Below are 23416 nucleotides of genomic sequence, written 5' to 3' on the forward strand. Positions count from 1 at the left end.
TTGTACATTTGTATAAGTCTTTTGTTATGCGCATACTGATTATTCATACATTTTATCAAGCTCCTGGCGGTGAAGATACTGTTTTTCAACAGGAATCATCGCTCCTATCCCAGGAGCACGAGGTCCATACCCTCACCTTTCAAAATAAAAAAGGTTGGCTCGGGGCCCTTCAGACGATAGGATCTTTTTGGAATATCTTTGCGGCGCAGCGTGTGAAGAAATCAATTCACGCGTTTAAACCAGATATTGTCCATCTCCATAACACGCATTATGCCTCAGGCCCGCTCCTGATACGTACAATAGCCAAGCTGGGTGTACCACAGGTAATGACACTGCACAATTTTAGGCTACTCTGCCCTTCGGCAACGCTATACCATCATAATCATTTATTTCTGGATTCTTTGCATGAAGAATTTCCCTGGACAGCAGTTCGACAAAAGGCATTTAATAATTCTACAGTCAAAACATTCCTGCTGGCACTGAATTACTGGCTTCACCGCCGAATGGGTACTTGGGAAAAAGTGAATCGTTATATTAATTTAAGCGGCTTTGCCAAGTCTATATTTGCGGAGTCAACATTAAGCATATCTACCGAAAAATTTGCGGTAAAACCGAATTTTGTTTTCCCTGCCACCGTAGGCTCAGACATCTCGCAGTCTTATTTTATTTATGTGGGTCGGCTTTCCGACGAAAAAGGAATATTGCAACTGATTGAGTCCGTAAAAGGAACTAGGTTGGAACTCCGAATTATCGGTGCTGGACCACTGGAAGAGGAGGTCGTGAAAAGCATAAGCGGGCATTCAAATATCAGCTATCTCGGTTTTAAATCCCGGACGGAAATTTTACCCCTCCTTGCTGCAGCACAGGCGCTGATCGTTCCTTCCATCTGTTTCGAAGGAATGCCAATCACGATCCTTGAAGCTTACTCCGTAGGAACAGCCGTACTCTGTTCAAAATTAGGGCCTTTACCGGAATTGATCATCCCGCACAAAACCGGACTGACATTTGATCCTCACAATTATAACGAAATTGCTGCGTGTCTGACGCAGTGGAATGCCAAGCCAGCGAATGAAAAAGATGAGATAAGAAAGACCTGTCTTGCCTATTATTTTAGTAAATTTACTCCTGAAATAAACGAAAACGAATTATTAGCGATCTATAAAGACGCTATTGAAGATAAAAAATTGAACAAATGAGCATTATTGTAATGGATAAGCTGGGTTTGGCATCTCAGATCCAAGCTACACTGGAAACAATCTATGATCCCGAATTAAAACCGGCAAATATCGTTGATCTGGGTCTCGTCTATGAAATTATTACTAAAGAGGATGGCATTGCAAAAATTGTCATGACACTCACTGCTCCCGGCTGTCCTGTGGCTGGTGAAATCATGAATGAAGTGCAGGAGAAAGTTGCTGGAATAGAGGGGATCACAGAAGCCTTGGTGGAATTGACTTTTGATCCGCCCTGGACCAAGGATATGATGTCGGAAGAGGCGAAACTCGAATTGGGATTTCTATAATTTAGGCGGCTTTTTTGTAATTATCCGCCACTCTTATTTTCAAGGTCGCTCAACTTCTTAAGCGGCTTGGCTGTATTGGCATCACTTCCAAAGAGCACTTTCCATAGGTTGCGGGATTCCTTGGTCAAGAGCGGTGATACAATGGATAGGATCAATACATACACCACGACGAACGACTGGATTACGGGAAGCAAAGCACCTGCTTTACCGATATTGGCCATGATAATCGAAAACTCTCCGCGGGCGGATAGGGTAAAGCCGATGTCAAAGGAAGTTTTGGGCTTCATTCCCGAGAATTTGGCTGCAAAATAACCTGAAGCAAGATTACCCATGACGGTCACCACAGCTGCTATGGAGGCCCACAGGACGGCTCCCCCCAGTGACATCATATCTATGGATAGTCCGAAGCTAAAGAAAAACATTGCCCCAAAAAAGTCCTTATAGGGCAGTACCATCGCTTCAATTTTCTTAATGTACTGCGAATCTGCCAGCACCAATCCCGCCATCAAAGCACCGATCGCCTCAGCAACATGAATAGTCTCCGAAAATCCTGCAACGATAAATAGCAGTGCAAAGATGACCAATATAAATAGTTCGGAAGTTTTGTCTTTTAATAAACGGTCTATGGCTGGCACTAATTTACGGCCCAAAACCAAAAAGGCTAAGATAAAGCCCAATGCCAGCAAGGAAGTCCCTGCTACGGTCCAAAACGAGCTGCTACCTGTTAATATCAGCCCCGAAAGAAAGGAAATGTGCATGGCAATAAACAGGTCGTCAAACATGATCATTCCCATAATAACCTCTGTCTCTGGATTTGCCGTTCGTTTAAGGTCAGTGAGTACCTTAGCAACGATCGCAGTCGAAGAGCTGGTCATGATACCACACAGTACCATCATCTCCTTAAAAGGCATATCCATCAGCCATCCGATCAATAGTCCCGAGGTAAAATTGAGCAGCACATAGATTGTTCCTCCAGTTACGATCGCCTTACCGGATTTAATGAGTCGATTGACTGAAAATTCCAGTCCCAGATAAAATAAAAGAAACAATACCCCTAGCCTACCCATAAAATCTATAAAGGGTTTGCTTTCGGTAAATGTGAGGTCTACCACTCCTATCTGAGGTGCATGCTGCCCCAAAACCATCCCTATAATAATGAAAAAAGGAATGACGGAAAACTTAAGCTTGTTGGCAATCAATCCAACAATGGCTACAAGTCCGACAGCGATTCCAATTTCCAATATTAGGGTATGTGATAGCATAGATTACAGTAAAATTTCCTTTAAAAGTTTGATGTTGTTTTTCTTTCCGGCAATGACCAAAGTCGTTCCCGGAGTGATCAGATAAGATGGTCCAGGGTTGATGACCGTTTCATCATCTCTGATTCCGGCAATAATGGAAGCTCCTGTACGTTGCCGTACCTCCAATTCTCCGATCGTTTTCCCAGCCCCCTCCCATTTGCCTTCGAGCTTGTACCATTCGATACGCAAGTCATCCAAAGCCACTTCAATTGTTTCCAATGCCTTAGGCTTATAGGAAAGACCGCCTATAATACCCGCTATCTGACGAGATTCATCATCATTAAGTGTCATCACACAACGTGATTCGTGCTCTTCATCATCATAACGATACAGTTCCCGTCGACCATCATCGTGGATCACAACAACCATATTGTCTCCCGCATCGGTTTCAATTTGAAATTTCTTTCCAATTCCAATCAGATCGGATTCTCTTACAATAGACATAATCTTCTATTTAAATAAATACCAATAATAATAGCGAAACGCCATTTTACTAAAAACAAATTTAACCAAAAACTCAATCTTAAACGAATCCGCCACACGCGACAGCAGGGGACATCAACCGGCAGATTATCCCAAAATACTAAAAAAAGTTCAGAAAAACGAGTTTTAGGCCGTTTAATTCATTAAAAAACATCAGTCAGCGCCCCTTCGTGGAATTTGAATTCCACAATGCTTTTCATTGGCATATCATTTTTTTCTCTACCTGGCCTCAATAAGTTTGTAACTTCCGTCAGGACGCAGCTGGCTACGGCCCATGGTTATATTTTTAGAGTGATAGAACAGAAAAATCCAGCCTTCGGGAGCCCCCTCTGTCCAATACCGCTGCCGGAGCTCTTTCGAGCGTCGTCCGTCAAAATCGTATTTGGCTACATAATTATGAAAAATTTCCTCGGGTTCAGGCAACACATCACCTCCGAAAAAATAGTGCTCTCCCCCTGTACGGATGTGAAAGGCCTGGTGATTTGGCGTATGTCCGCCATTATGCACATAGCTGATTTCGGTATTTATCTCTCCTTCCCCCTCGACCAACACAAGGTTTCCGCTCCGTTGGACGACATCAAAAATTTCTGTACGGTAGGAACTGGAGATACCAGAATAGGCATCCTCCCATTCACCCCTTTGCACAATATACTCAGCCTCCGGAAATGCAATACGGAGCGAGCCTTCTTCCGTTTTTACCATACCACCGGCATGATCCTTATGCAGATGTGACATCAATACATATTTTACATCATCGGGCTCATAGCCTAATTTGCGGATATTATTGTACAGCTTCAGCACACCACGGTCGTCCGTATGTCCCAGGCCGGTATCACAGATCACAATACCTGATTCTGTTTTGATCAAAAAAGGATGAACATGGATAAACATGGATCCGGGACGATCTTTCGGATCATCCACAGCCGGATCAAAGGGAACGAATTTTCTACTTTTATCAACGGAAAAAGAACCTTCATATAGAGAATAAGCCTGCACCATATTTAAAACATTGGGAATATGCACGTTAAGCAACAGATGGTCAATACCAGGTTTAGGAATTAGGTAAGTCCAGCCTTAAAACGTATATTTACACTTAAAATATTGTGCAAAGATATGCAAAAAAGGTGGGTACTAAAATCTAAAACTGATGTCAAAATAACCAACAAACTGCGCGAGGAATTAAATATCAACGCTGTATTAACAGAGTTGCTTGTCAGCAGGGGCATTGGAAGTTTTGATGAAGCAAAACAGTTTTTTAGACCACAATTGTCTGATTTGCACGATCCATTTTTGATGAAAGATATGGAAAAAGCCATATCCCGAATCATCCAGGCCATTGGCAACAAAGAAAAAATTTTAATCTATGGTGACTACGATGTCGATGGCACAACAGCCGTTGCCGTAGTCTACAGCTTCTTCAGAGAATTCCATAGTCAGCTTGAGTTTTATATTCCCGACCGTTATGCGGAGGGTTATGGTATATCTACACAAGGTATTGATTATGCTGCTGCAAATGGATTTACTTTAATTATTGCATTGGATTGCGGCATAAAGGCCATCGATAAGATTGCGTATGCCAACAACAAAGGGATAGACTTTATCATTGGCGACCACCATCTGCCGGGAGAAGAACTTCCGAAGGCTTTCGCCGTGTTAGATCCAAAACGTGCCGATTGTGATTATCCGTATAAAGAACTTTCGGGTTGTGGCATCGGATTCAAGATCATTCAGGCTTTCATCCTGACCAATGGTATGGATATCAATGCCTGTTATCAGTTTTTGGATCTGGTCGCGGTCAGTATCGCTTCAGATATTGTTCCGATCACCGGAGAGAACAGAATCTTAAGCCATTTTGGATTAATCAAGCTCAATACCAACCCTTGTGTTGGACTAAAAGCCCTGATAGACCTTTCCAATAATAGAACAAAGACCTTCACGGTCAATGATATTGTCTTCCAGATCGGGCCGCGCATTAATGCCGCCGGAAGGATCGACCATGCCAAGGATGCTGTTAAATTATTAATTTCAAAATCCTTACAGGAGGCCAAAGATTTCAGTTCGAGTATTGATGACCAAAATAATGTCCGCAAGGATTTTGACCTAAAGATAACCGAGGAGGCATTGGCACTCATTGAGGAGAATGTCGTTCTCAAAAGCCGAAAATCTACTGTACTGTACAAAGCAGACTGGCATAAAGGTGTTATCGGTATCGTTGCCTCACGATTGACCGAGAAATATTACCGCCCGACCATTATATTGACAGAAACAAATGGTCATATCGCGGGATCCTGCAGGTCAGTGATCGGATTTGATTTATATGAGGCCCTAAACGAATGTGCCGACCTGCTCGAACAGTTCGGAGGACATAAATACGCCGCTGGACTAACCATGTCTCTTGACAATGTAAGTCTGTTTCAAGATCGCTTTGAAGAGGTTGTTGCCCGAAGAATCAGTCCGGAGATGCTGACACAGGAAATTCTGATCGACGCCAAACTTCAGCTGAAGGATATAGACGCAAAGTTTTTCCGTATACTCCAACAGTTTGAACCATTTGGCCCACAAAATGAAGCTCCGGTATTCTTGAGCAAAAAAGTAAGTGCGGTAGGTCCGGCTTTTCCTGTCGGCACCAATCATCTAAAAATGACGGTTGTACAGGAAGATTCCGCATCTTTTGATTGCATCGGTTTTGGATTGGCCGAACACATCAGTCTTATCAATTCAGGCCAGAGTTTTGATATCTGCTATAGTATCGAGGAAAACGTCTGGCGCAGCAAAAGGAACTTACAACTCAATATCAAGGGAATTCGATATTAGTATTATTACGGATGGATAACGAGTACGTGAATTTAGGTTTTGTGGGGTTTAGAATGATCTAAATACTACGACCTTGATACTTAATACTAAGAAGATATTAATATATTTACAATAGATTTGCATCAACATGCTCCAACCGTAATTTCCGCATTAAATTCAGGTCATCTGGTATATTGCGGAAAAAGTAGAGCACAAACTTATAGCAACAAGATAGATCAAGAAGATGATTTTAAAGGCAGAGCATCTCATAAAAAAATATAAACAACGTACTGTTGTCAACGACGTATCCTTTCATGTAGAACAAGGAGAAATTGTCGGATTATTAGGGCCAAATGGTGCCGGTAAAACGACCTCCTTCTATATGATTGTTGGTCTGATCAAGCCCAATGAAGGAAAAGTTTTCTTAGACGACCAAGAGATCACGCAAGATGCGATGTATCAACGCGCACAACGTGGAATAGGTTATTTGGCTCAGGAGGCTTCTGTCTTCCGCAAGTTATCCGTGGAGAATAATATTCTTGCCGTACTGGAGATCCATTACCCCAATAAAGAAGAACGTATGGCCAAACTGGAGGAATTATTGTCCGAATTTAGTCTGCACCGTGTTCGTAAAAACAGAGGTGATCTTTTGTCAGGGGGGGAACGCCGGCGTACCGAAATTGCCCGTGCATTAGCTGCAAATCCTTCTTTTATCCTTCTGGATGAACCATTTGCGGGGGTCGATCCTATTGCCGTAGAGGAAATACAAACGATCGTAGCAAAACTCAAGACGCGTAATATAGGTATTCTAATCACGGATCACAATGTACAGGAGACCTTATCCATTACGGATAGAGCGTATCTTTTGACCGAAGGCAAGATTATGCTTACCGGTACACCTGAGGAAATTGCCGACAATGAGCTGGCACGGAAATTCTATCTGGGCCGTCACTTTGAATTGAGAAGGAAAAAATTTTAAAGCAAAAAGAATACCCGCTATGGCCTTATTAAACTCCATTTTTACTTGGTTCATGAAAAAGAGGATTCACCAGATCGAACTTTTTATGAAATATCCGCACGATGTACAAGAAGAATGGTTCCAGAGTTTAATCTCTACCGCAGAGGCAACAGAATGGGGAAAGAAATACGATTACACGAGTATACTCACACCTGAAATATTTAAAGAACGTGTCCCTATACAGGACTATGATGATATCAAAGGTTATGTAGACCGCATGATCAAAGGTGAGCAGAATATTCTGTGGCCTTCGGACATCAAATGGTTTGCAAAATCTTCGGGAACAACCTCTGACCGTAGCAAATTTATCCCCGTCAGTGAAGAGGCTCTGGAAGAATGTCATTTTCAGGGCGGTAAGGACATGTTGACCATCTACTGCCACAATAGACCCGAAAACCGTGTTTTCACGGGAAAATCGGTTGTCATCGGCGGCTCTTCCCAGATCAATAACTTCAGCCCAGACTCCTATTATGGGGATTTATCTTCGATCCTGATCCGTAATCTCCCTTTTTGGGCAGAATTCAAGCGAACCCCGAATATGGAGGTGACCCTAAATCCCAATTTTGAAGAGAAAATTGAGCAGATAGCCCAAATCACCATTAAGGAAAATGTAACCAGTCTAGCGGGTGTGCCAACCTGGAACATTGTAATGGCCAAACGTATTTTGGAAATCACGGGCAAAGATAATTTATTGGAGGTATGGCCAAATCTGGAATTTTATGGTCACGGTGGCGTAAGTTTCAAGCCTTACCGCGAGCAATTTCACAAGCTGATTCCCTCAGACAAGATGTATTATCTCGAGAACTACAATGCCTCCGAGGGGTATTTTGGGTTACAGGACAAATCGGATTCCGAAGATCTGCTGCTGATGCTGGACTATGGGATCTATTATGAATTCCTTCCGGTGGAAAGAATACATGAGGAAAACCCTGCAACGCTACGCCTGGATCAAGTAGAAATCGGCAAGAATTATGCGCTGATCATATCCACCAATGCTGGACTATGGCGTTATAAGATAGGGGATACGATCAAGTTTACATCGCTGTCACCTTACCGTTTTCAGATATCAGGCCGCACAAAACAATACATCAATACATTTGGAGAAGAAGTGATCGTGGACAATGCCGAACAAGCGTTGGCGGAAGCAAGCAAATTGACAAATGCTCGAATTAAAGATTATACCGCGGGTCCGGTATATTTTCGGGAAGCAGAAGCTGGCGCACACGAATGGGTTATCGAATTCGAACAGCAGCCTAACGATTTTAATCGCTTTTGTGAAATATTGGATGCCAAGTTGCGGGAAATCAATTCGGATTATGACGCGAAACGATTTAAGAACATGGCATTGCAAGCACCAATAGTCCATAATGCGCCGTCAGACACTTTTTATAAATGGATGAAGTCTAGGGGTAAATTAGGTGGACAGAATAAAGTTCCAAGGCTGAGCAATAATAGAGAGTATCTCGATCCGCTTTTGAAGATTTTACAAGATTGACCTGAAGTCTGTCCTAGTGGAGATTAGCCAAAATTTTTCCAATATATTTTTGGCTAATCTCTTTGTTTAGGGTTTAATTGCGGTTTTATACAAAAACACAAAAAAACCAAGGATAAAATTCACAGAAATACCTTTCTTTTGAATTTCAACATCACGCTGTAACAATTCGCGAGTTTCACCCGATGTTACTTCATTGCTTTTGTTAAGACTGTGAGTCAATTCCATACTAAGTTTATTTTATGATAAGTGATTTTATAGCGTAAAGCAAACCAAATGCTCATACATGGCTGCATTCTTGATTTCCAAACTTTATGCCATAAATGCAAGAGAGGTGTTAATTAATATAAAATTAACACAATTAATTAATAATAGACAGATTCCAAAAATTTCTTAGTCAAATCTTTCATTTTTATATAAATAGTGTAGTCATTTGGAGAATGACTGTCCGAAATAAAAGGCATTGTGCCGAACGGGAAATTATCCGGACAAAGTGCGGTTTATATTTCAATTTTTCCTAACTTAGCCTAAGTAATATAAAAAATAAGATGAACGCGACAGAGAACTATTCAATTCGCGTAGAGCCAACTCAAAATTCAAGACTCTCGCAAGTAGATTTCGACAATCTAAAATTCGGAAAGATATTATCCGACCACATGCTGGTCGCAGACTATGATGATGGTGAATGGAAAAGTGTCAGCATCGTCCCTTATGGAGACATCAGTATCAGTCCTTCGATGTCTGCTTTACATTATGGTCAGGCGATATTTGAAGGCATTAAAGCTTATAAATTTGCGGATGGTACGGTGAGTATCTTTCGTCCGGATAGAAACTGGGAAAGATTCAACAAATCAGCAGCCCGTCTTCAGATGCCTGAAGTCCCTGAAGAAATTTTCATGGATGGACTGAGCAAGCTATTGGATATTGACCGGAATTGGGTTCCTGCTAAAGAAGGTTCTTCTTTATATATCCGCCCATTTATGTTCGGTACAGAAGCAGCTTTGGGCGTACATCCATCCAAATCGTATAAATTTATCATTATTACGGGACCGGTAGGTGCTTATTATAGTAAACCAATTAGCTTAAAAGTTGAAACTTACTATACCCGTGCAGCCGAAGGCGGTGTTGGATTCTCGAAAAATGCGGGTAATTATGCATTGTCGCTTTACCCTACCCAATTGGCTAATGATGAAGGCTACGATCAAATTATGTGGACTGACGCAGCTGAACACAAATATATTGAAGAAGCCGGTACTGCAAACCTGATTTTCCGTATTGGCGACACCATTATCACGCCGCATGGCGATACCATCTTACATGGTGTAACCCGTCGTACCATTATGGAATTAGCGGATAAATGGGGCTATAAAACCGAACAGCGAAAAGTATCCGTTCAGGAGCTTATCGATGGCATCAAATCGGGAACAGTAACCGAGGCATTTGCCGCTGGAACAGCAGCAACAATAACACACATCAGCCGTATCGGTTTTGAAGGACAAGACTACAACTTACCTCCGGTAGAAGGCCGCGAGTTCTCCAATAAAGTCTTAAATTACCTGAATGAATTGCGCTACGGTAAATTAGCTGATTCATTTGGATGGAACTACTTGGTGAAATAAAAGGATAATCCATAATAAAAAGGGCAGTTGGGGATCATCAACTGCCTTTTTTTATGCGATAGGGTCGACTAGTTCTCCTTATTGCCATCAAGAAGTTTAGTCTGTATAAAATCAATGATATCCCCCGTCTCAGTAGGCTGGAACCAGAAAGTATCGCCATATTTTTTAAACCAGGTAATCTGACGCTTTGCATAACGTCTTGAATTCTGTTTGATTTTGTCCACAGCATCTCCCAAGGAGATATTTCCGTCGAGAAAGTCAAATAATTCGGCGTACCCTACTGTAAGCAAAGCGGGTTTGCTTCTAAAAGGAATCAATGATTTTACCTCCTCCAGCAAACCAGTTTCCATCATACGATCTACCCGAAGATTGATCCGTGCATACAATTGGGAACGCTCCATATTTAACCCTATCGTCAAAATATCAAACGGTCTTTTATCGACATCTTTCCTATGATAAAAGGACATTGGCTTGCCTGTAGCTTCAAACACTTCGAGGGCGCGCACGACACGCTGTGGATTATCAATGTCAGCGACTTTATAGTAGGCAGGATCAATTGTTTTTAAGCGTTCCTTCATCTGTTCGATCCCCAATTGCTTCATTTCGCTATTAAGCCGCTCTCGCACCTCTTCCCCGGCCTTGGGAAGGTCATCCAGACCTTCACAGAGTGCGCGAACAAATAATCCGGATCCACCGACCATAATAACAACATCATGCTGTTTGAAAAGTTCATTCAGTCTGAGTAAGGCTTCGCGCTCAAAATCGCCCGCAGAATAATCCTGACGAATGGAATGTGAATTTATAAAATGATGTGGGGCACTGGCCAGTTCTTCTGCGTCCGGCTTAGCCGTACCGATGGTCATCTCCCGATAAAACTGCCGGGAATCGGCAGAAATGATTTCGGTTTTAAAATATTGAGCCAATGAAATAGCCATTGCAGTTTTTCCAACAGCAGTCGGACCTACAATGGCTATCAGTGTTTTTTTGTTTGCCATAATATGTGCTTCAGATGCTCAAATCCGCATTGAAGGCATTTTCAATTAATATTCGTCTTCGTAGCCGCTTGATTCTTCACGCTCCTCCTCGCCTTCTCCCTCTTCATCCTCGTCGTCGCTGTCAAATCCATCCAATTCATCCTCGTCATCCACACCGTATTGCGTATCATCTTCTTCAACATAATCATCTTCTTCAACAGCATCTGACACCGGAAAATTAGCCGCGGTCATTGTTTTAGGCACCTGACCGACAGATTTGAACAAAGCCGGATACGCTTTACCTGCTTCCTCCTTCAAAATTTTGATCAGTTCCACCTGAAAATCATAAGGACGGTCAAAGTTATAGATGTAATAAAATTTTTGGTGTGGATCATCAATAAACTTGCTCAGGCGAATATTCTCCATCAACAAAACTTCTGTATCTTTCTTACGCTGCGTGGGTTTAAAAGCAATTTCTGTTCCTTTTTTCCACTGATCATTGCTTACGTAGAAAGAGGAAGAAGCATCTGGCGCGTAGCCTGTCGTTTTATGGATTTCCTCATGCATGTCTAAAAATGTACTTTTGGAAGGCATATCAATTTCGCGATATACATCTTCATAATCTTCAAAAGTAACTCTAAATCTATAAATTGCCATCTTTTATGTATTCTTCTTTTTAGCAGTTTAAAATTAATACTATATTTTAAGAATTGGAAATTTCCAATGGGATTTCTTGCTTGACCTCCAAGCCCATGTCTCCGGCTTTACGAACTAAATATTGATAGGCTTCGACCCGGGAATTGGGGATATCACCTTCCAAAATAGCTTCGCGGATCAGATTTTTTAACTGTCCGACAACACGTCCCGGTGTCAGTCCAAAAAGTGTCATAATATCTTCTCCACTGATGGGTGGTTGCCAATTTCTAATCTTGTCACGTTCTTCAACGTCCTTTAGCTTTTGCTTGACAAGTTCAAAATTCTGGCGGTATTTTTTCTTTTTAAACTCGTTCTTCGTTGTCACGTCCGCATGACACAACATCATCAGGGCATCGATGTCGTCATCGGCCTCAAATAGTAAACGTCGAACGGCAGAGTCGGTGACCATATCCTGTGCCAGCACAATCGGACGAAGATGCAATTGTACAAGTTTCTGTACAAATTTCATCTTTTCATTCAATGGTAATTTCAGTTCGGCAAAAAGCTTCGGCACCATCCGTGCACCACGGTCTTCATGTCCATGAAACGTCCAGCCCAATTTCTTATCGAAACGTTTTGTCGCTGGCTTGGCAATATCATGCATTATAGCAGCCCAACGTAACCAGAGGTCCTCAGAAAGTTCACACACATTATCCAATACTTCCAATGTATGGTAAAAATTATCCTTATGCCCCTTTCCGTCAATAATATCAACACCATGCAGGTTGTACATTGCGGGGAAGATCAATTCCAGTAGGCCCGTATCAAAAAGATATTTAAAGCCTACAGAGGGTTTAGGTGAAAGAATGATCTTATTGATTTCGTCGATAATCCGTTCTTTTGAAATGATCTTGATGCGTTCTTTCGTATCCGTGATCGCTTTAATGGCCTCAATGTCAATTTTAAAATTTAGCTGAGTTGCAAAACGGATTGCACGCATCATACGCAAGGGATCGTCTGAAAAGGTTTCTATTGGATCTAGCGGGGTCCGGATAATACGTTGTTCAAGGTCTTTTACACCTTCAAACGGATCTACCAAGGTACCATAATCAGCCTTATTCAACGAAAAAGCCATGGCATTGATTGTAAAATCACGGCGATTCTGATCATCGCCCAATGTGCCATCCTCCACGATCGGCTTCCGGGAGTCCGCACGGTAGGATTCCCTCCTTGCGCCAACAAATTCAACATTCAAGCCCTCAAAAACGAGCATTGCGGTACCAAAGTTTTTGTAGACTGAGACTTTAGTATGAATTTTTTCACCCAGCAAAGTTGCAAACTCAATACCACTTCCTACCACAACAATATCCACATCATTCTTGAATGGACGCCGCATAATATAGTCGCGTACATAGCCTCCGATGACATAACACTCGGTATTTGTCTGCTCGGCGAGCTCTTTGATGATTGAAAATATTGGATGTTGTAAATTATCGTACATAGTTAGAACAGGAGGTAAAAAACCAAACAGTTTGCAAAAGTAATACTTTTTTTTAGTATTAGGCATTGCGCTATTAGAATTGAGATTTTGATCGTACAAACTCTATGCAGATACGACCGGTGTTTACCTTGTCACGCTGGAATCATTATAACTCCTTAATGACAATGTGATTCTCGTCATCTGCTTAACTTGACACTTATACCGCTATAGATCAAAAAAAATCAGCAATTATTACAGGCCTAATCCCGGTCTTTGGACAATTTGCGGAAGGCCAATGGGTTCTTCAATAATTCAGCTTGTTCCCGGCGGCGTTTCACAATATGGACCGCAGTAAAAATTGCCTCTACAAATGAGCTCGGTGACGCCAGGTTTTTCCCCGCGATGTCGTACCCTGTACCATGATCCGGCGAAGTACGCACAATGGATAATCCAGCCGTATAATTTACACCGCCTCCCTTGGCGATATGTTTGAAAGGAATCAGTCCCTGATCGTGGTACATGGCCAGTACGGCATCAAATTTCTCATAAGCGCCTTTTGCAAAGAAACCATCTGCAGGATAGGGGCCAAAACAGAAAATCCCCTGTTCATTTGCTTTTTCAACCGTTGGTCGAATAATCTGGTCGTCTTCGGTTCCGATAATCCCGTGATCTCCAGCATGTGGGTTAAGTCCCAAAACGGCTATTTTGGGTTTCTCAACCCAGAAATCCTTTTTCAAAGATTCGTTCATCAGAACGAGCTTTTTCAAAATTGCCTCTTCAGTGATATTCGTAGCCACATCGTGTAATGGGATATGACCTGTCACCACACCAATACGCAGCTCATCACAGACCATAAACATCAGCACATCATCAGCTCCAACCTTTGCCTGCAAATATTCGGTATGCCCAGGAAATTGAAACCCCTCCTGTTGAATATTATGTTTGTTTATCGGTGCAGTCACCAATGCATCAATTTTACCGGCTTTCAAATCATCGATTGCTCGCTCGAGAGACAAAAAAGCATATTTGCCCCCGATTTCATTTTCCTCACCCAAAGAGATCTTAACATCTTCCTGCCAGCAATTGATCATATTCGCCCGTTTGGAATGGGCCTGTTCAGCATCATTGATGACGTTAAAACTAAAATCGTTTACTCCGATCGCTTTTCGGTGAAAAGAGGCAACTTTTGTATTTCCATAAACAATCGGCGTAAAAAAATCGCACATACGTTGATCCACCAATGACTTAATAATTACTTCAAGTCCAATGCCGTTAATATCTCCTACGGTAATTCCGATTTTTAGTTTATCACTCATCCTTTTTTAAATGCTTTGACTCAAAAATAGGGATTTTTTTTTAGTATTGAGTAGTTAGATATGCGTATTAAGATTTTGGGCGAACAAGTCTCTGGTCTAAAAACTTTCTGTCCATTTGAATTTTTACTTTTGACTTTTTACTTTATAAAGCTTTTAAATTTCTAATTTTGCATCATGAGTACAGTTAGAGCAAAAAAACATTTAGGACAGCATTTCTTAAACGATAAGAATGCCGCGCAACGTATTGTAGAAGCATTGGATCCTAAATTGGGTTTTAGCCAAGTACTCGAAGTCGGTCCGGGAATGGGTGTCCTTTCAGATTTTCTATTACAGAAAGAAGAATATGAGACCTATCTGATCGATGTGGATGATGAATCGGTCGCCTATCTGGATGACAAATATCCGCAATTGGGAAAAAGATTGATCCATGGCGATTTTCTAAACCTTGACTTTTCACAATATTTTGGTGAAAAAATGGCTGTCATCGGCAATTTTCCGTATAATATTTCCTCACAGATCCTCTTCAAAATTTTGGACGAGCGTCAACGTGTTGTTCAGATGACAGGTATGTTTCAAAAAGAGGTCGCTGAGCGCTGTACAGCGAAAGCGGGCAGTAAAGAATATGGTATCCTGAGCGTATTCTTACAGGCGTACTATAAAGTAGAATATCTCTTTACCGTAAAGGCAGGAGCATTTAATCCACCACCCAAAGTATTGTCGGGTGTCATTCGCATGACGCGAAATGACCGTGAACAATTAGCCTGTGACGAGAAGCTGTTTTGGCGGGTCGTTAAAGCGGGCTTCAATCAACGTCGCAAAACCTTGCGGAACTCGCTTTCAGGCGTTGTCCCAAAAGATAAAATGTCAGACAATCCGCTATATGAGCTGCGGGCCGAACGATTGACAGTAGATGACTTCGTTAGCTTGACCAACGAGATCGCAAATAGTCTTTGAGATGAATTTAACAGATAGCACATTTATCATCGTTGGTGGAGGTATCGCTGGATTATGTGCCGCAATTGGCCTGAGACAGTTAGGTATTGAAGCTCATGTTTATGAAAGTGTGCCTGAACTCAAAGGGATAGGGGCCGGATTTGGTCTCGCGGCTAATGCCATGCAGGCTTTGGATCATTTGGGACTAAAAGATGAAATCAGTCAAATTGGACATTATCTTGGTTCTTATAATGTTCTGGATCAAAAAGGAAATATTTTGGTCGAACCGAATACCAAAACAATCAGTCAAAAATACAAACAGGACAACTTTGCCATACACCGAGCAGACCTGCACGGATTTCTTCTGTCAAAGATTCCCGACAGTCAAATCCATCTTGGCAAACGTGCGCTGTCGTTTGAGCGATTAGGTGAAAAGATCCGCGTTCATTTTGCCGATGGTAGCCAAGTAATGGGTAACGCTTTACTTGTTGCTGACGGTGTGCACTCCCTTATACGCCAACAGTTGCTGCCGACATCAATCCCTCGCTATTCAGGCTACACCTGTTGGCGGGCGACAATTGACAATAGCAGCATACAGCTAAAAAAAAGCACAGAAACATGGGGCGCAAAAGGCAGGTTTGGTATGACGCCTCTTGTGGGTAACCGTATTTATTGGTACGCCTGTATCAATAGTGTACAACAAAATCAACATTTAAAGAATTGGACCACGGCGGATCTGCTGGATAATTTCAAAGATTACCATGCCCCTATTCCGACAATTCTATTAGAGACGAAGGATACGGAATTGATCTGGAATGACATTATCGATATCGTCCCGTTACGACAGCTTGCTTTTGACAATATCCTTTTACTCGGAGATGCCGGTCATGCCACCACCCCCAACTTGGGACAAGGTGCCTGTCAGGCCATAGAAGATGTCGCGGTGCTGCTGGATGAATTGAAAACAGCCTCATCCATTCAAAAAGCCTTCTCGCGATTTGAAACGCGTCGATTGGATCGCGTCAACTATATTAGTAACACTTCCTGGCAGATTGGCAAAATCGCCCAATGGGAAAACCCGCTTTTGATCGGCATGCGCAATTTTTTTATGAAAATAATGCCCAACGAGCTCAAACAGCAACAATTAAACAAACTATTGTCAGTAGATTTTATGCAAATTAACAGTAATCATGAAAGCTAATATTTTGATTGTCGATGACATCCACGAAATTATGTTGGAGAAATTTGAGCAGGCGGGGATCGCTTATGACTACCGCCCCGAAATAAAACGTGAGGAAGCTGAAAAGATTATTGCCAACTATTCAGGCATGGTTATCCGTTCCAAATTTCAGGTAGACAAAGTATTCTTTGACTTAGCACCGAATCTGCGCTTTATCGCACGTGCCGGAGCCGGAATGGATAATATCGATGATGAAATTGCCCTTCAAAAACAGGTTACATTGATTCCTGCCAATGAAGGAAACCGAGATGCGGTGGGCGAACACATGATCGGCATGTTGTTAAGCTTGATGAACAATCTCAACCGGGGCGATCAACAAGTGCGGGCTGGCCAGTGGTTGCGCGAAGCCAACCGTGGGTATGAACTTAAAGGGCGTACAATTGGTCTGATTGGCTATGGACATAATGGTATGGCTATGGCCAAAAAACTTTCGGGCTTTGACGTGAAGATACTGGCTTATGATAAATATCGGACCGACTATACGGACCAGTATGCAGAAGAGTCCACTATGGAGAATATCTATGCACAAGCGGATATTATTAGCTTCCATATTCCGCTGACCGCCGAAACAAAGGAAATGATTGATGATGCTTATTTATCGAAGTTTAGCAAACCTATCTTCTTCCTATTAGGCGCTAGGGGTGGAATTGTACAGGTACCGGCTGTATTAAACGGTCTTGACAAAGGCCGGATCCTTGGCGCAGCCTTTGATGTGCTCCCTATTGAAAAGTTTCCTAAGCTTGCCGAGCAGACCTGGTATCCAGACCTTATTAGTAGAGACAATGTAATTTTGTCCCCCCACGTAGCAGGTTGGACATTTGAAAGCTATTACAAATTATCGGCAGTTGCTGCAGATAAGATTATTGCATTTTTAAAGCTTCAGGAAACGCTTTAACAAAGATGACACTTATTGGCCTCAAGTTCCTCTAATTAAAGCCCTTGTTCTTTATGCGTCTTCGGGGACTATGAAAATGATTTAAACAACACCACGATCAAAAATTGTAGCACTAAGCTACCGTCCAATAAGTAGGCATAATGGTAGTGATCTTTTGTTTTGAAAACCGCCAGTTTTAGGAGTGCATATATCAGTATATTGGTTAAGATCAGTCCCAACTTGATCCATAGCAGATATGGCGCAACAAGGATTAACAAACTATGTAATAACAACAGGCTATAAGTTAGATTTTTCGCTTTTTGCTCCCCTAGCATATTGGGCAGCGTGCGCAGATGATAGTAAGAATCCTGCTGAATGTCACGGATATCAAAAGGTAGTGTGCAAATAATCAAGAATATAAATTTGAGCACACAAAGTGCAGCAAATACCCAACGCGCTATCGTATCCCCTATATTGAACAACTCGACATAAGGGAGTACCACACTACTACAAACCCAAACCAAAGCGATATGAAAGATTTTGGCCCCTGGGATTTGCCGCAATCCCACTTTTCGATTATGGAAGGTAAATAGAGGCATTCCGTACAATAAGCTCAATATTCCTATAAAGCCTAAAAACAAGAATGAATACAAGTGAATATGTAGCAAACAGTAGCCAAGAACAATCAATGCAATGACATTATTAAGCCACATTACCCACTCATTGTTAAATATCCAACGGGTGCGTGCAAAATTTGATTCTTTTGGATTTTTGGGCTTAGACCACCATAAGCTAAAATTATAGAGCAACAATGTTGCTGTTCCCTCAACCAGAACTATATATAAATTGATTGGCCGTTCAAATATGATATAAGTCAGCGCACATTGCGCCATGGCGGCCAATGCAATCAAAATATTCGTATAAATGCTGATATAGAATATCTTTCTTAGAAACAACATGCTCGTCTAAACTTACCGCAAGATAACAATCTTGATAAATAAAAGTAGTTTAACATTATATTAAACATCAAAATGTTGATAAAATGGGCAAAAACCGCTAAATTGTACACCGAAATTGAAGTATCAAAAACAATTTCGCAACGATAACTTTATAAATTAAAATAATTCATAATAATCCTATAACAATGAGCCTACAAATAAAATCATTTGAAGAATATCAAAGCGAATATAAGCGAAGTGTAGAACAACCTGAGGAGTTTTGGGCGAGCATAGCGGATCATTTTTTCTGGAAGAGAAAGTGGAACAACGTGCTGAACTGGAATTTTGAGGAACCTAATATCAAATGGTTTGAAGGTGCAAAATTAAACATTACTGAGAACTGCCTAGACCGTCATATTTATGCCAATGGCGATAAACCTGCGATTATCTGGGAACCAAATGACCCAAATGAAGCGCACCGCATCCTTTCCTACAAACAATTGCTACAGAAGGTCGAACAATTTGCCAATGTATTAAAGAACAACAATATCAAAAAAGGTGACCGTGTCTGTATCTATTTGCCGATGGTACCTGAATTGGTGATTGCGGTACTGGCCTGTGCGCGTATCGGTGCTATCCATTCCGTTGTCTTTGGCGGATTCTCTGCGCGTTCGATTGCGGATCGTATTGAGGATGCGGAATGCAAATTGATCGTGACTTCCGATGGCAGTTACCGTGGTAATAAAACCATTGGCCTTAAAAATATTGTGGATGATGCGTTGATGCAATGTGATAGTGTAGAGAAAGTCATTGTATTGACACGTACACGTACACCAGTATCCATGATCAAGGGGCGTGATGTATGGTGGGAAGATGAGATCAAGAAAGTGGAAACGCAAGGTAACCCAGCCTGCCCTGCAGAAGAAATGGATGCCGAGGATACTTTATTTATCCTTTATACGTCAGGATCTACAGGCAAACCCAAAGGTGTAGTACATACCTGTGGTGGCTATATGGTCTACACAGGATACACCTTTATGAATACCTTCCAATACCAGCCAAATGATGTATTTTTCTGTACTGCCGACATTGGTTGGATTACCGGTCATAGCTATATTGTCTACGGACCATTATCGCAAGGAGCTACCTCACTGATGTTTGAAGGTATCCCTACATTCCCAGATGCGAGCCGTTATTGGGATATTGTTGATAAATTTAAAGTCAATATCATTTATACTTCCCCTACAGCACTACGTTCTTTAATGGCTTTCGGGGATGAATTTGTCGACAAAAATAACCTTTCGTCCTTGCGTGTATTGGGATCAGTAGGTGAACCGATCAATGAAGAAGCCTGGAACTGGTTTAACGAGAAAGTAGGCAAAAAGAACTGTCCCGTCGTGGACACCTATTGGCAGACGGAAAATGGGGGTCACCTGATCACCTCATTAGCTGGCGTCACGCCCGAAAAAGCAAGTTATGCCATGTTCCCGATGCCGGGAATACAACCCGCATTGATGGACGAGAACGGAAAAGAGATCGAGGGCAATGATGTAACAGGTAATCTATGCATCAAATTCCCTTGGCCGGGTATGTTACGGACGACTTGGGGAGATCATGACCGCTGTAGACAAACATACTTCTCCACCTACAAAGACATGTACTTTACGGGCGATGGTTGTTACCGTAGTCCAGAAGGATATTACAAGATCACGGGCCGTGTGGATGATGTCTTGAATGTATCCGGTCACCGCATCGGTACTGCTGAAGTAGAAAATGCCATTAACATGCACGCTGATGTTGTGGAATCCGCTATAGTCGGCTACCCGCACCCAGTCAAAGGCCAAGGTATCTATGCCTATGTTATCGCCAATCACCATACCGATGCAGATGCTACGCGGAAAGATATCATGGAGACTGTATCGCGTATTATTGGCCCTATTGCCAAACCGGATATTATCCAGTTTGTCAAGGACCTGCCAAAAACACGCTCCGGTAAGATTATGCGTCGTATTCTACGCAAGATTGCTGAAGGGGATATCAGCAATTTGGGAGATACCTCAACGCTACAGGATCCAACGGTAGTCGAAGGGATTATACAAGGTGCTGAAAGCTTAAAAAAATAGTTCTGCTAGAACCTTTAACAAAGAAAAGCCTCCCAAATGGGAGGCTTTTCGACTTTCAATGAGTTTCTGAGTTTTATCTTAAATTCAATCGTATTGGGAGGGTATATGCCACACGCAAAGGCTCGCCTCGTCGCAATCCGGGCTTCCACTTCCCAAATTTCTTTACGACACGTATACCGGCTTCCCCAGTACCAAACCCCAAATCCTGCTTGACCTTAAGATCCTCAACCTCGCCAACTTTATTGATGACAAAATCTATCTCCACAATACCGCTGACACCATTTTTCATGGCCTCTTTTGGGTAGTCAAAATTTCTGGCAACAAAAGTCATCATCTTATATATTCCTCCCGAATACTCTGGATTGACTTTATAAGTCGTTGAATCATATTGAACAATAGCGCCATTCGCCTTTGTTAAAGCCCCCGATAATAAACTATCCTGACTATAATTTTCTACAAAGGAATCTTTTCCCGTCCATCCTTTCCATTCTCCCTCACGTAAATTATTAACAATTTCACCTTCTTCATATTCCTCTTTTCCTTCTACATTAAAGCGAATACGTCCATTTCCATTTTCCAATGTCTTGTTCTGAAGAGAATCATAATATACAATGTAGATTGGCTTTTTAACTTGTAACTTCTTTTTGTGAAGTTCGCTAGGATAAAAAACCATCATTTTCAGAATCCACGAGCTCTCCTTCATCGGTAAAATTCTCTAGGCTCTTTAATGTACCATTTTCATAGAATTCATATTTCTTACCTTGAAATTGGAATGGGTTACGTCCATTCTTACTGATACCGTTGAGTTTGATCGAGTCGTTGCGCAGATAATATTCCTCAATTCGATAGATCTTATCTTTGCCCTTGGCATCGACATGGACTGTCCTTAAAAAATAGGCCGAATCTTTTTGTTCAGTTTCATCACCATCTTTTTTATGATATGTGGTAAAGGCGATTTGTGCTGAAAGACTCAATCCACAAAGGTTGAATAGAAGAAAACAAATAAGTTTCACCGGAAAATGTAAATAATACTTCATAATGGTTGTTAATATCTGTATAAATTAATAAATCGGTAGAGTAAATTACAAATTACCAGGTTAAATAATTATTAGGTTCCTTCAACAGAACTGCAATTAAAGCGATTGAGTTTTCCACATAATGTTAATAACAATGTTAACAACTCAGAATATGATAGAAAAAGCCACCTCATTGATGAAGTGGCTTAAGTTTATATCAGCGCATGGGAAAATTCGGCAAAATTATTAATATCCCGGATTTTGTGTAAGACCAGTCCCTAAACTTATCTGTGCAGAAGGAATAGGATATAAAAGGAATTTCTCATCTTTCAGATTTTCATATTTTTTAAGCGCTAATTTCGTGCGGCCAAAATCAAACCAAGTCTCACCTTCAAACATAAGTTCCCTTTCTTTTTCTTCCTGCACGGCGGTGATGAAGGCGTCCAAATTACTGTAGGTATCTATTGGAACCGTGACACCTGCACGTGCCTGTACAGCTTTCAACGAGTTGTAAGCTGCTGTACTCACACTATTATCTACACGTGCTTTAGCCTCGGCATGGATCAGGTAAATCTCCGCAAGCCGGATAACAGTAAGGTTTTGACTGGCTGGTGAGAAATTTGGAAACTTGCCCATGAAGTAATTATTATTACTTCCTTTTTTCACAGTAAAATCCTTTCGTTTGTCCTGCTCCGAATATAGGTCAAGGATTGCAGAATCTTTGGCAAAGAACAGCACGCTGGGATTGTCATTTGCAACCGCTGCAAGCGGATTCGTTGCCTGATCGTCAAATTGGATTTCGAAAATAGCCTCGTTTGTATTTTGTGTCGTCCAAATTGTACTGTAATCCGTCACTAGGTTAAAGCCACCTGCTGTCAGAACTTCATTTGCCATATCCGCTGCTTTTTTATAGTCATTGGTAATGGAAGCCTGATACAGGTAGACCTTTGCCAGCAACGCTTTCGCTGCCCAATGAGAAGCTCGTCCCTTGGCAGCATCACCTGTATTTGGGTTCTCTATGGGAAGCGCAGAAATCGCATCTGTTAGATCCTTAACAATCTGTGTATAGAGTGCTGCTTTGTCAGATTCAGCGATATCAATATTATCCCCTTCTTTGGTATAGGAAAGTTTCAGCGGTGCTTTACCAAAGGCACGTACCAGAAAAAAATAGTTCAGCGCTCTTATAAATTTAGCTTCGCCAACAAACATCTTTTTCTTGTCTTCCGTGATCATGGCCCCGGTCATTTTAGGCACTTCCTCAATAACTTGGTTGGCCGCATTGACCGTGGTATACACAGCCTGCCATATATTGGCTATCCAAGGATTGATGGCTTGTATTCTGTGCTCGAAAAAGTTTTCGTATTCGGGAAAACTTGCAGCATGCCGAACATGAGCTGCCGAAAACTCTGGAACAACAATGATAGACTGACCAAAAGAGAATGAATTCATCATCGTCCGGTACATTCCCAAAACAGCAGCATTAGCATTGGTTTCGGAATTGAAAAATTCATCTTGGGTTATCTGTCCAAGCGGGTCTCGATCTAAGAATTTGGAACATGATATTGCAAAAGAAGCCATCATGGTCACCAAACAAAGTAATATTATTTTATTTCTTTTCATCCGTACAAATTATTTACGAGTATATATTTTAAATTGCT

General features: G+C 41.7%; 21 protein-coding genes. 10 read left to right on the plus strand and 11 right to left on the minus strand.

From position 1 onward, the window contains the following. Window positions 1-26: 26 nt before the first annotated feature. Window positions 27-1196 (plus strand): glycosyltransferase family 4 protein, encoded by a 1170-nt coding sequence (locus tag D7322_RS00465; RefSeq protein WP_121120527.1) that lies wholly within the window; start codon window positions 27-29, stop codon window positions 1194-1196. Beyond that, a complete protein-coding gene (locus D7322_RS00470) occupies window positions 1193-1522 on the plus strand; it encodes an iron-sulfur cluster assembly protein (protein ID WP_121120528.1) in 330 nt (109 codons plus the stop codon). Before D7322_RS00465 ends, D7322_RS00470 begins: the two co-directional genes overlap by 4 nt. Before the next feature lie 20 nt (window positions 1523-1542). Here the strand turns inward: D7322_RS00470 and D7322_RS00475 are convergent, their stop codons facing one another. From D7322_RS00475 to D7322_RS00485, 3 genes are all read right to left on the minus strand, one after another. Next, window positions 1543-2784 (minus strand): cation:proton antiporter, encoded by a 1242-nt coding sequence (locus D7322_RS00475; protein ID WP_121120529.1) that lies wholly within the window; start codon window positions 2782-2784, stop codon window positions 1543-1545. Window positions 2785-2787: 3 nt separating this feature from the next. Then, on the minus strand, window positions 2788-3267 hold the full coding sequence (locus D7322_RS00480; RefSeq protein WP_077438826.1) for a cation:proton antiporter regulatory subunit: 480 nt from the start codon (window positions 3265-3267) through the stop codon (window positions 2788-2790). A 258-nt stretch (window positions 3268-3525) separates the two neighbouring features. Continuing rightward, a complete protein-coding gene (locus tag D7322_RS00485; RefSeq protein WP_317125711.1) occupies window positions 3526-4329 on the minus strand; it encodes an MBL fold metallo-hydrolase in 804 nt (267 codons plus the stop codon). 90 nt (window positions 4330-4419) lie between these two features. Between D7322_RS00485 and recJ the strand changes: the two genes are divergently transcribed. The 4 genes from recJ to D7322_RS00505 all read left to right on the plus strand — a co-directional run bounded on the left by recJ (window position 4420) and on the right by D7322_RS00505 (window position 10228). After that, window positions 4420-6120 carry a single-stranded-DNA-specific exonuclease RecJ gene (recJ, locus tag D7322_RS00490; RefSeq protein ID WP_121120531.1) on the plus strand — a complete coding sequence of 567 codons (1701 nt, stop codon included), beginning with the start codon at window positions 4420-4422 and terminating at the stop codon, window positions 6118-6120. Between the two features lie 223 nt (window positions 6121-6343). Beyond that, the gene (gene lptB, locus D7322_RS00495) at window positions 6344-7078 is read left to right on the plus strand and encodes an LPS export ABC transporter ATP-binding protein (RefSeq protein WP_121120532.1); all 735 of its coding nucleotides are present in this window, start codon (window positions 6344-6346) and stop codon (window positions 7076-7078) included. A 19-nt stretch (window positions 7079-7097) separates the two neighbouring features. Next, the gene (locus D7322_RS00500) at window positions 7098-8612 is read left to right on the plus strand and encodes a GH3 auxin-responsive promoter family protein (protein WP_121120533.1); all 1515 of its coding nucleotides are present in this window, start codon (window positions 7098-7100) and stop codon (window positions 8610-8612) included. Between the two features lie 545 nt (window positions 8613-9157). After that, window positions 9158-10228 carry a branched-chain amino acid aminotransferase gene (locus D7322_RS00505; RefSeq protein ID WP_121120534.1) on the plus strand — a complete coding sequence of 357 codons (1071 nt, stop codon included), beginning with the start codon at window positions 9158-9160 and terminating at the stop codon, window positions 10226-10228. Between the two features lie 68 nt (window positions 10229-10296). Here the strand turns inward: D7322_RS00505 and miaA are convergent, their stop codons facing one another. From miaA to pdxA, 4 genes are all read right to left on the minus strand, one after another. Then, the gene (miaA, locus tag D7322_RS00510) at window positions 10297-11223 is read right to left on the minus strand and encodes a tRNA (adenosine(37)-N6)-dimethylallyltransferase MiaA (protein WP_121120535.1); all 927 of its coding nucleotides are present in this window, start codon (window positions 11221-11223) and stop codon (window positions 10297-10299) included. 45 nt (window positions 11224-11268) lie between these two features. Then, entirely contained in the window at window positions 11269-11859 is a 591-nt protein-coding gene (locus D7322_RS00515) for an IS1096 element passenger TnpR family protein (RefSeq protein WP_121120536.1), read from the minus strand. 46 nt (window positions 11860-11905) lie between these two features. Next, on the minus strand, window positions 11906-13339 hold the full coding sequence (locus D7322_RS00520; RefSeq protein WP_121120537.1) for a CCA tRNA nucleotidyltransferase: 1434 nt from the start codon (window positions 13337-13339) through the stop codon (window positions 11906-11908). Window positions 13340-13578: 239 nt separating this feature from the next. Next, complete coding sequence (gene pdxA / locus D7322_RS00525; RefSeq protein WP_121120538.1) at window positions 13579-14634, minus strand: 4-hydroxythreonine-4-phosphate dehydrogenase PdxA; 1056 nt, start codon at window positions 14632-14634, stop codon at window positions 13579-13581. 174 nt (window positions 14635-14808) lie between these two features. Here pdxA and rsmA point away from each other — a divergent pair, with 174 nt between their 5' ends. Genes rsmA through D7322_RS00540 form a run of 3 tightly spaced genes read left to right on the plus strand, consistent with a single transcriptional unit; the run spans window position 14809 to window position 17702 of the window. Then, window positions 14809-15588: a 16S rRNA (adenine(1518)-N(6)/adenine(1519)-N(6))-dimethyltransferase RsmA gene (gene rsmA, locus D7322_RS00530; RefSeq protein WP_121120539.1), complete on the plus strand. Its 780-nt coding sequence runs from the start codon at window positions 14809-14811 to the stop codon at window positions 15586-15588. 1 nt (window position 15589) lies between these two features. Beyond that, a complete protein-coding gene (locus D7322_RS00535) occupies window positions 15590-16768 on the plus strand; it encodes an FAD-dependent monooxygenase (protein WP_121120540.1) in 1179 nt (392 codons plus the stop codon). Continuing rightward, complete coding sequence (locus tag D7322_RS00540) at window positions 16758-17702, plus strand: NAD(P)-dependent oxidoreductase (RefSeq protein ID WP_121120541.1); 945 nt, start codon at window positions 16758-16760, stop codon at window positions 17700-17702. Before D7322_RS00535 ends, D7322_RS00540 begins: the two co-directional genes overlap by 11 nt. Before the next feature lie 68 nt (window positions 17703-17770). Here D7322_RS00540 and D7322_RS00545 read toward each other — a convergent pair whose 3' ends face one another. Then, entirely contained in the window at window positions 17771-18640 is an 870-nt protein-coding gene (locus D7322_RS00545) for a UbiA prenyltransferase family protein (RefSeq protein WP_121120542.1), read from the minus strand. 185 nt (window positions 18641-18825) lie between these two features. On the opposite strand from D7322_RS00545, the gene acs reads away from it, so the two are divergent. Further along, window positions 18826-20742 (plus strand): acetate--CoA ligase, encoded by a 1917-nt coding sequence (gene acs, locus D7322_RS00550; protein WP_121120543.1) that lies wholly within the window; start codon window positions 18826-18828, stop codon window positions 20740-20742. A gap of 73 nt (window positions 20743-20815) precedes the next feature. Here the strand turns inward: acs and D7322_RS00555 are convergent, their stop codons facing one another. From D7322_RS00555 to D7322_RS00565, 3 genes are all read right to left on the minus strand, one after another. Further along, complete coding sequence (locus D7322_RS00555; RefSeq protein WP_121120544.1) at window positions 20816-21445, minus strand: energy transducer TonB; 630 nt, start codon at window positions 21443-21445, stop codon at window positions 20816-20818. Next, a complete protein-coding gene (locus tag D7322_RS00560; protein WP_121120545.1) occupies window positions 21399-21779 on the minus strand; it encodes a hypothetical protein in 381 nt (126 codons plus the stop codon). The genes D7322_RS00555 and D7322_RS00560 overlap by 47 nt, the downstream gene beginning before the upstream one ends. Before the next feature lie 225 nt (window positions 21780-22004). After that, on the minus strand, window positions 22005-23378 hold the full coding sequence (locus tag D7322_RS00565) for a RagB/SusD family nutrient uptake outer membrane protein (RefSeq protein ID WP_245971212.1): 1374 nt from the start codon (window positions 23376-23378) through the stop codon (window positions 22005-22007). Between the last annotated feature and the right edge of the window lie 38 nt (window positions 23379-23416).

It is taken from the genome of Sphingobacterium puteale, from assembly GCF_003627955.1.
Taxonomy (GTDB): domain Bacteria; phylum Bacteroidota; class Bacteroidia; order Sphingobacteriales; family Sphingobacteriaceae; genus Sphingobacterium; species Sphingobacterium puteale.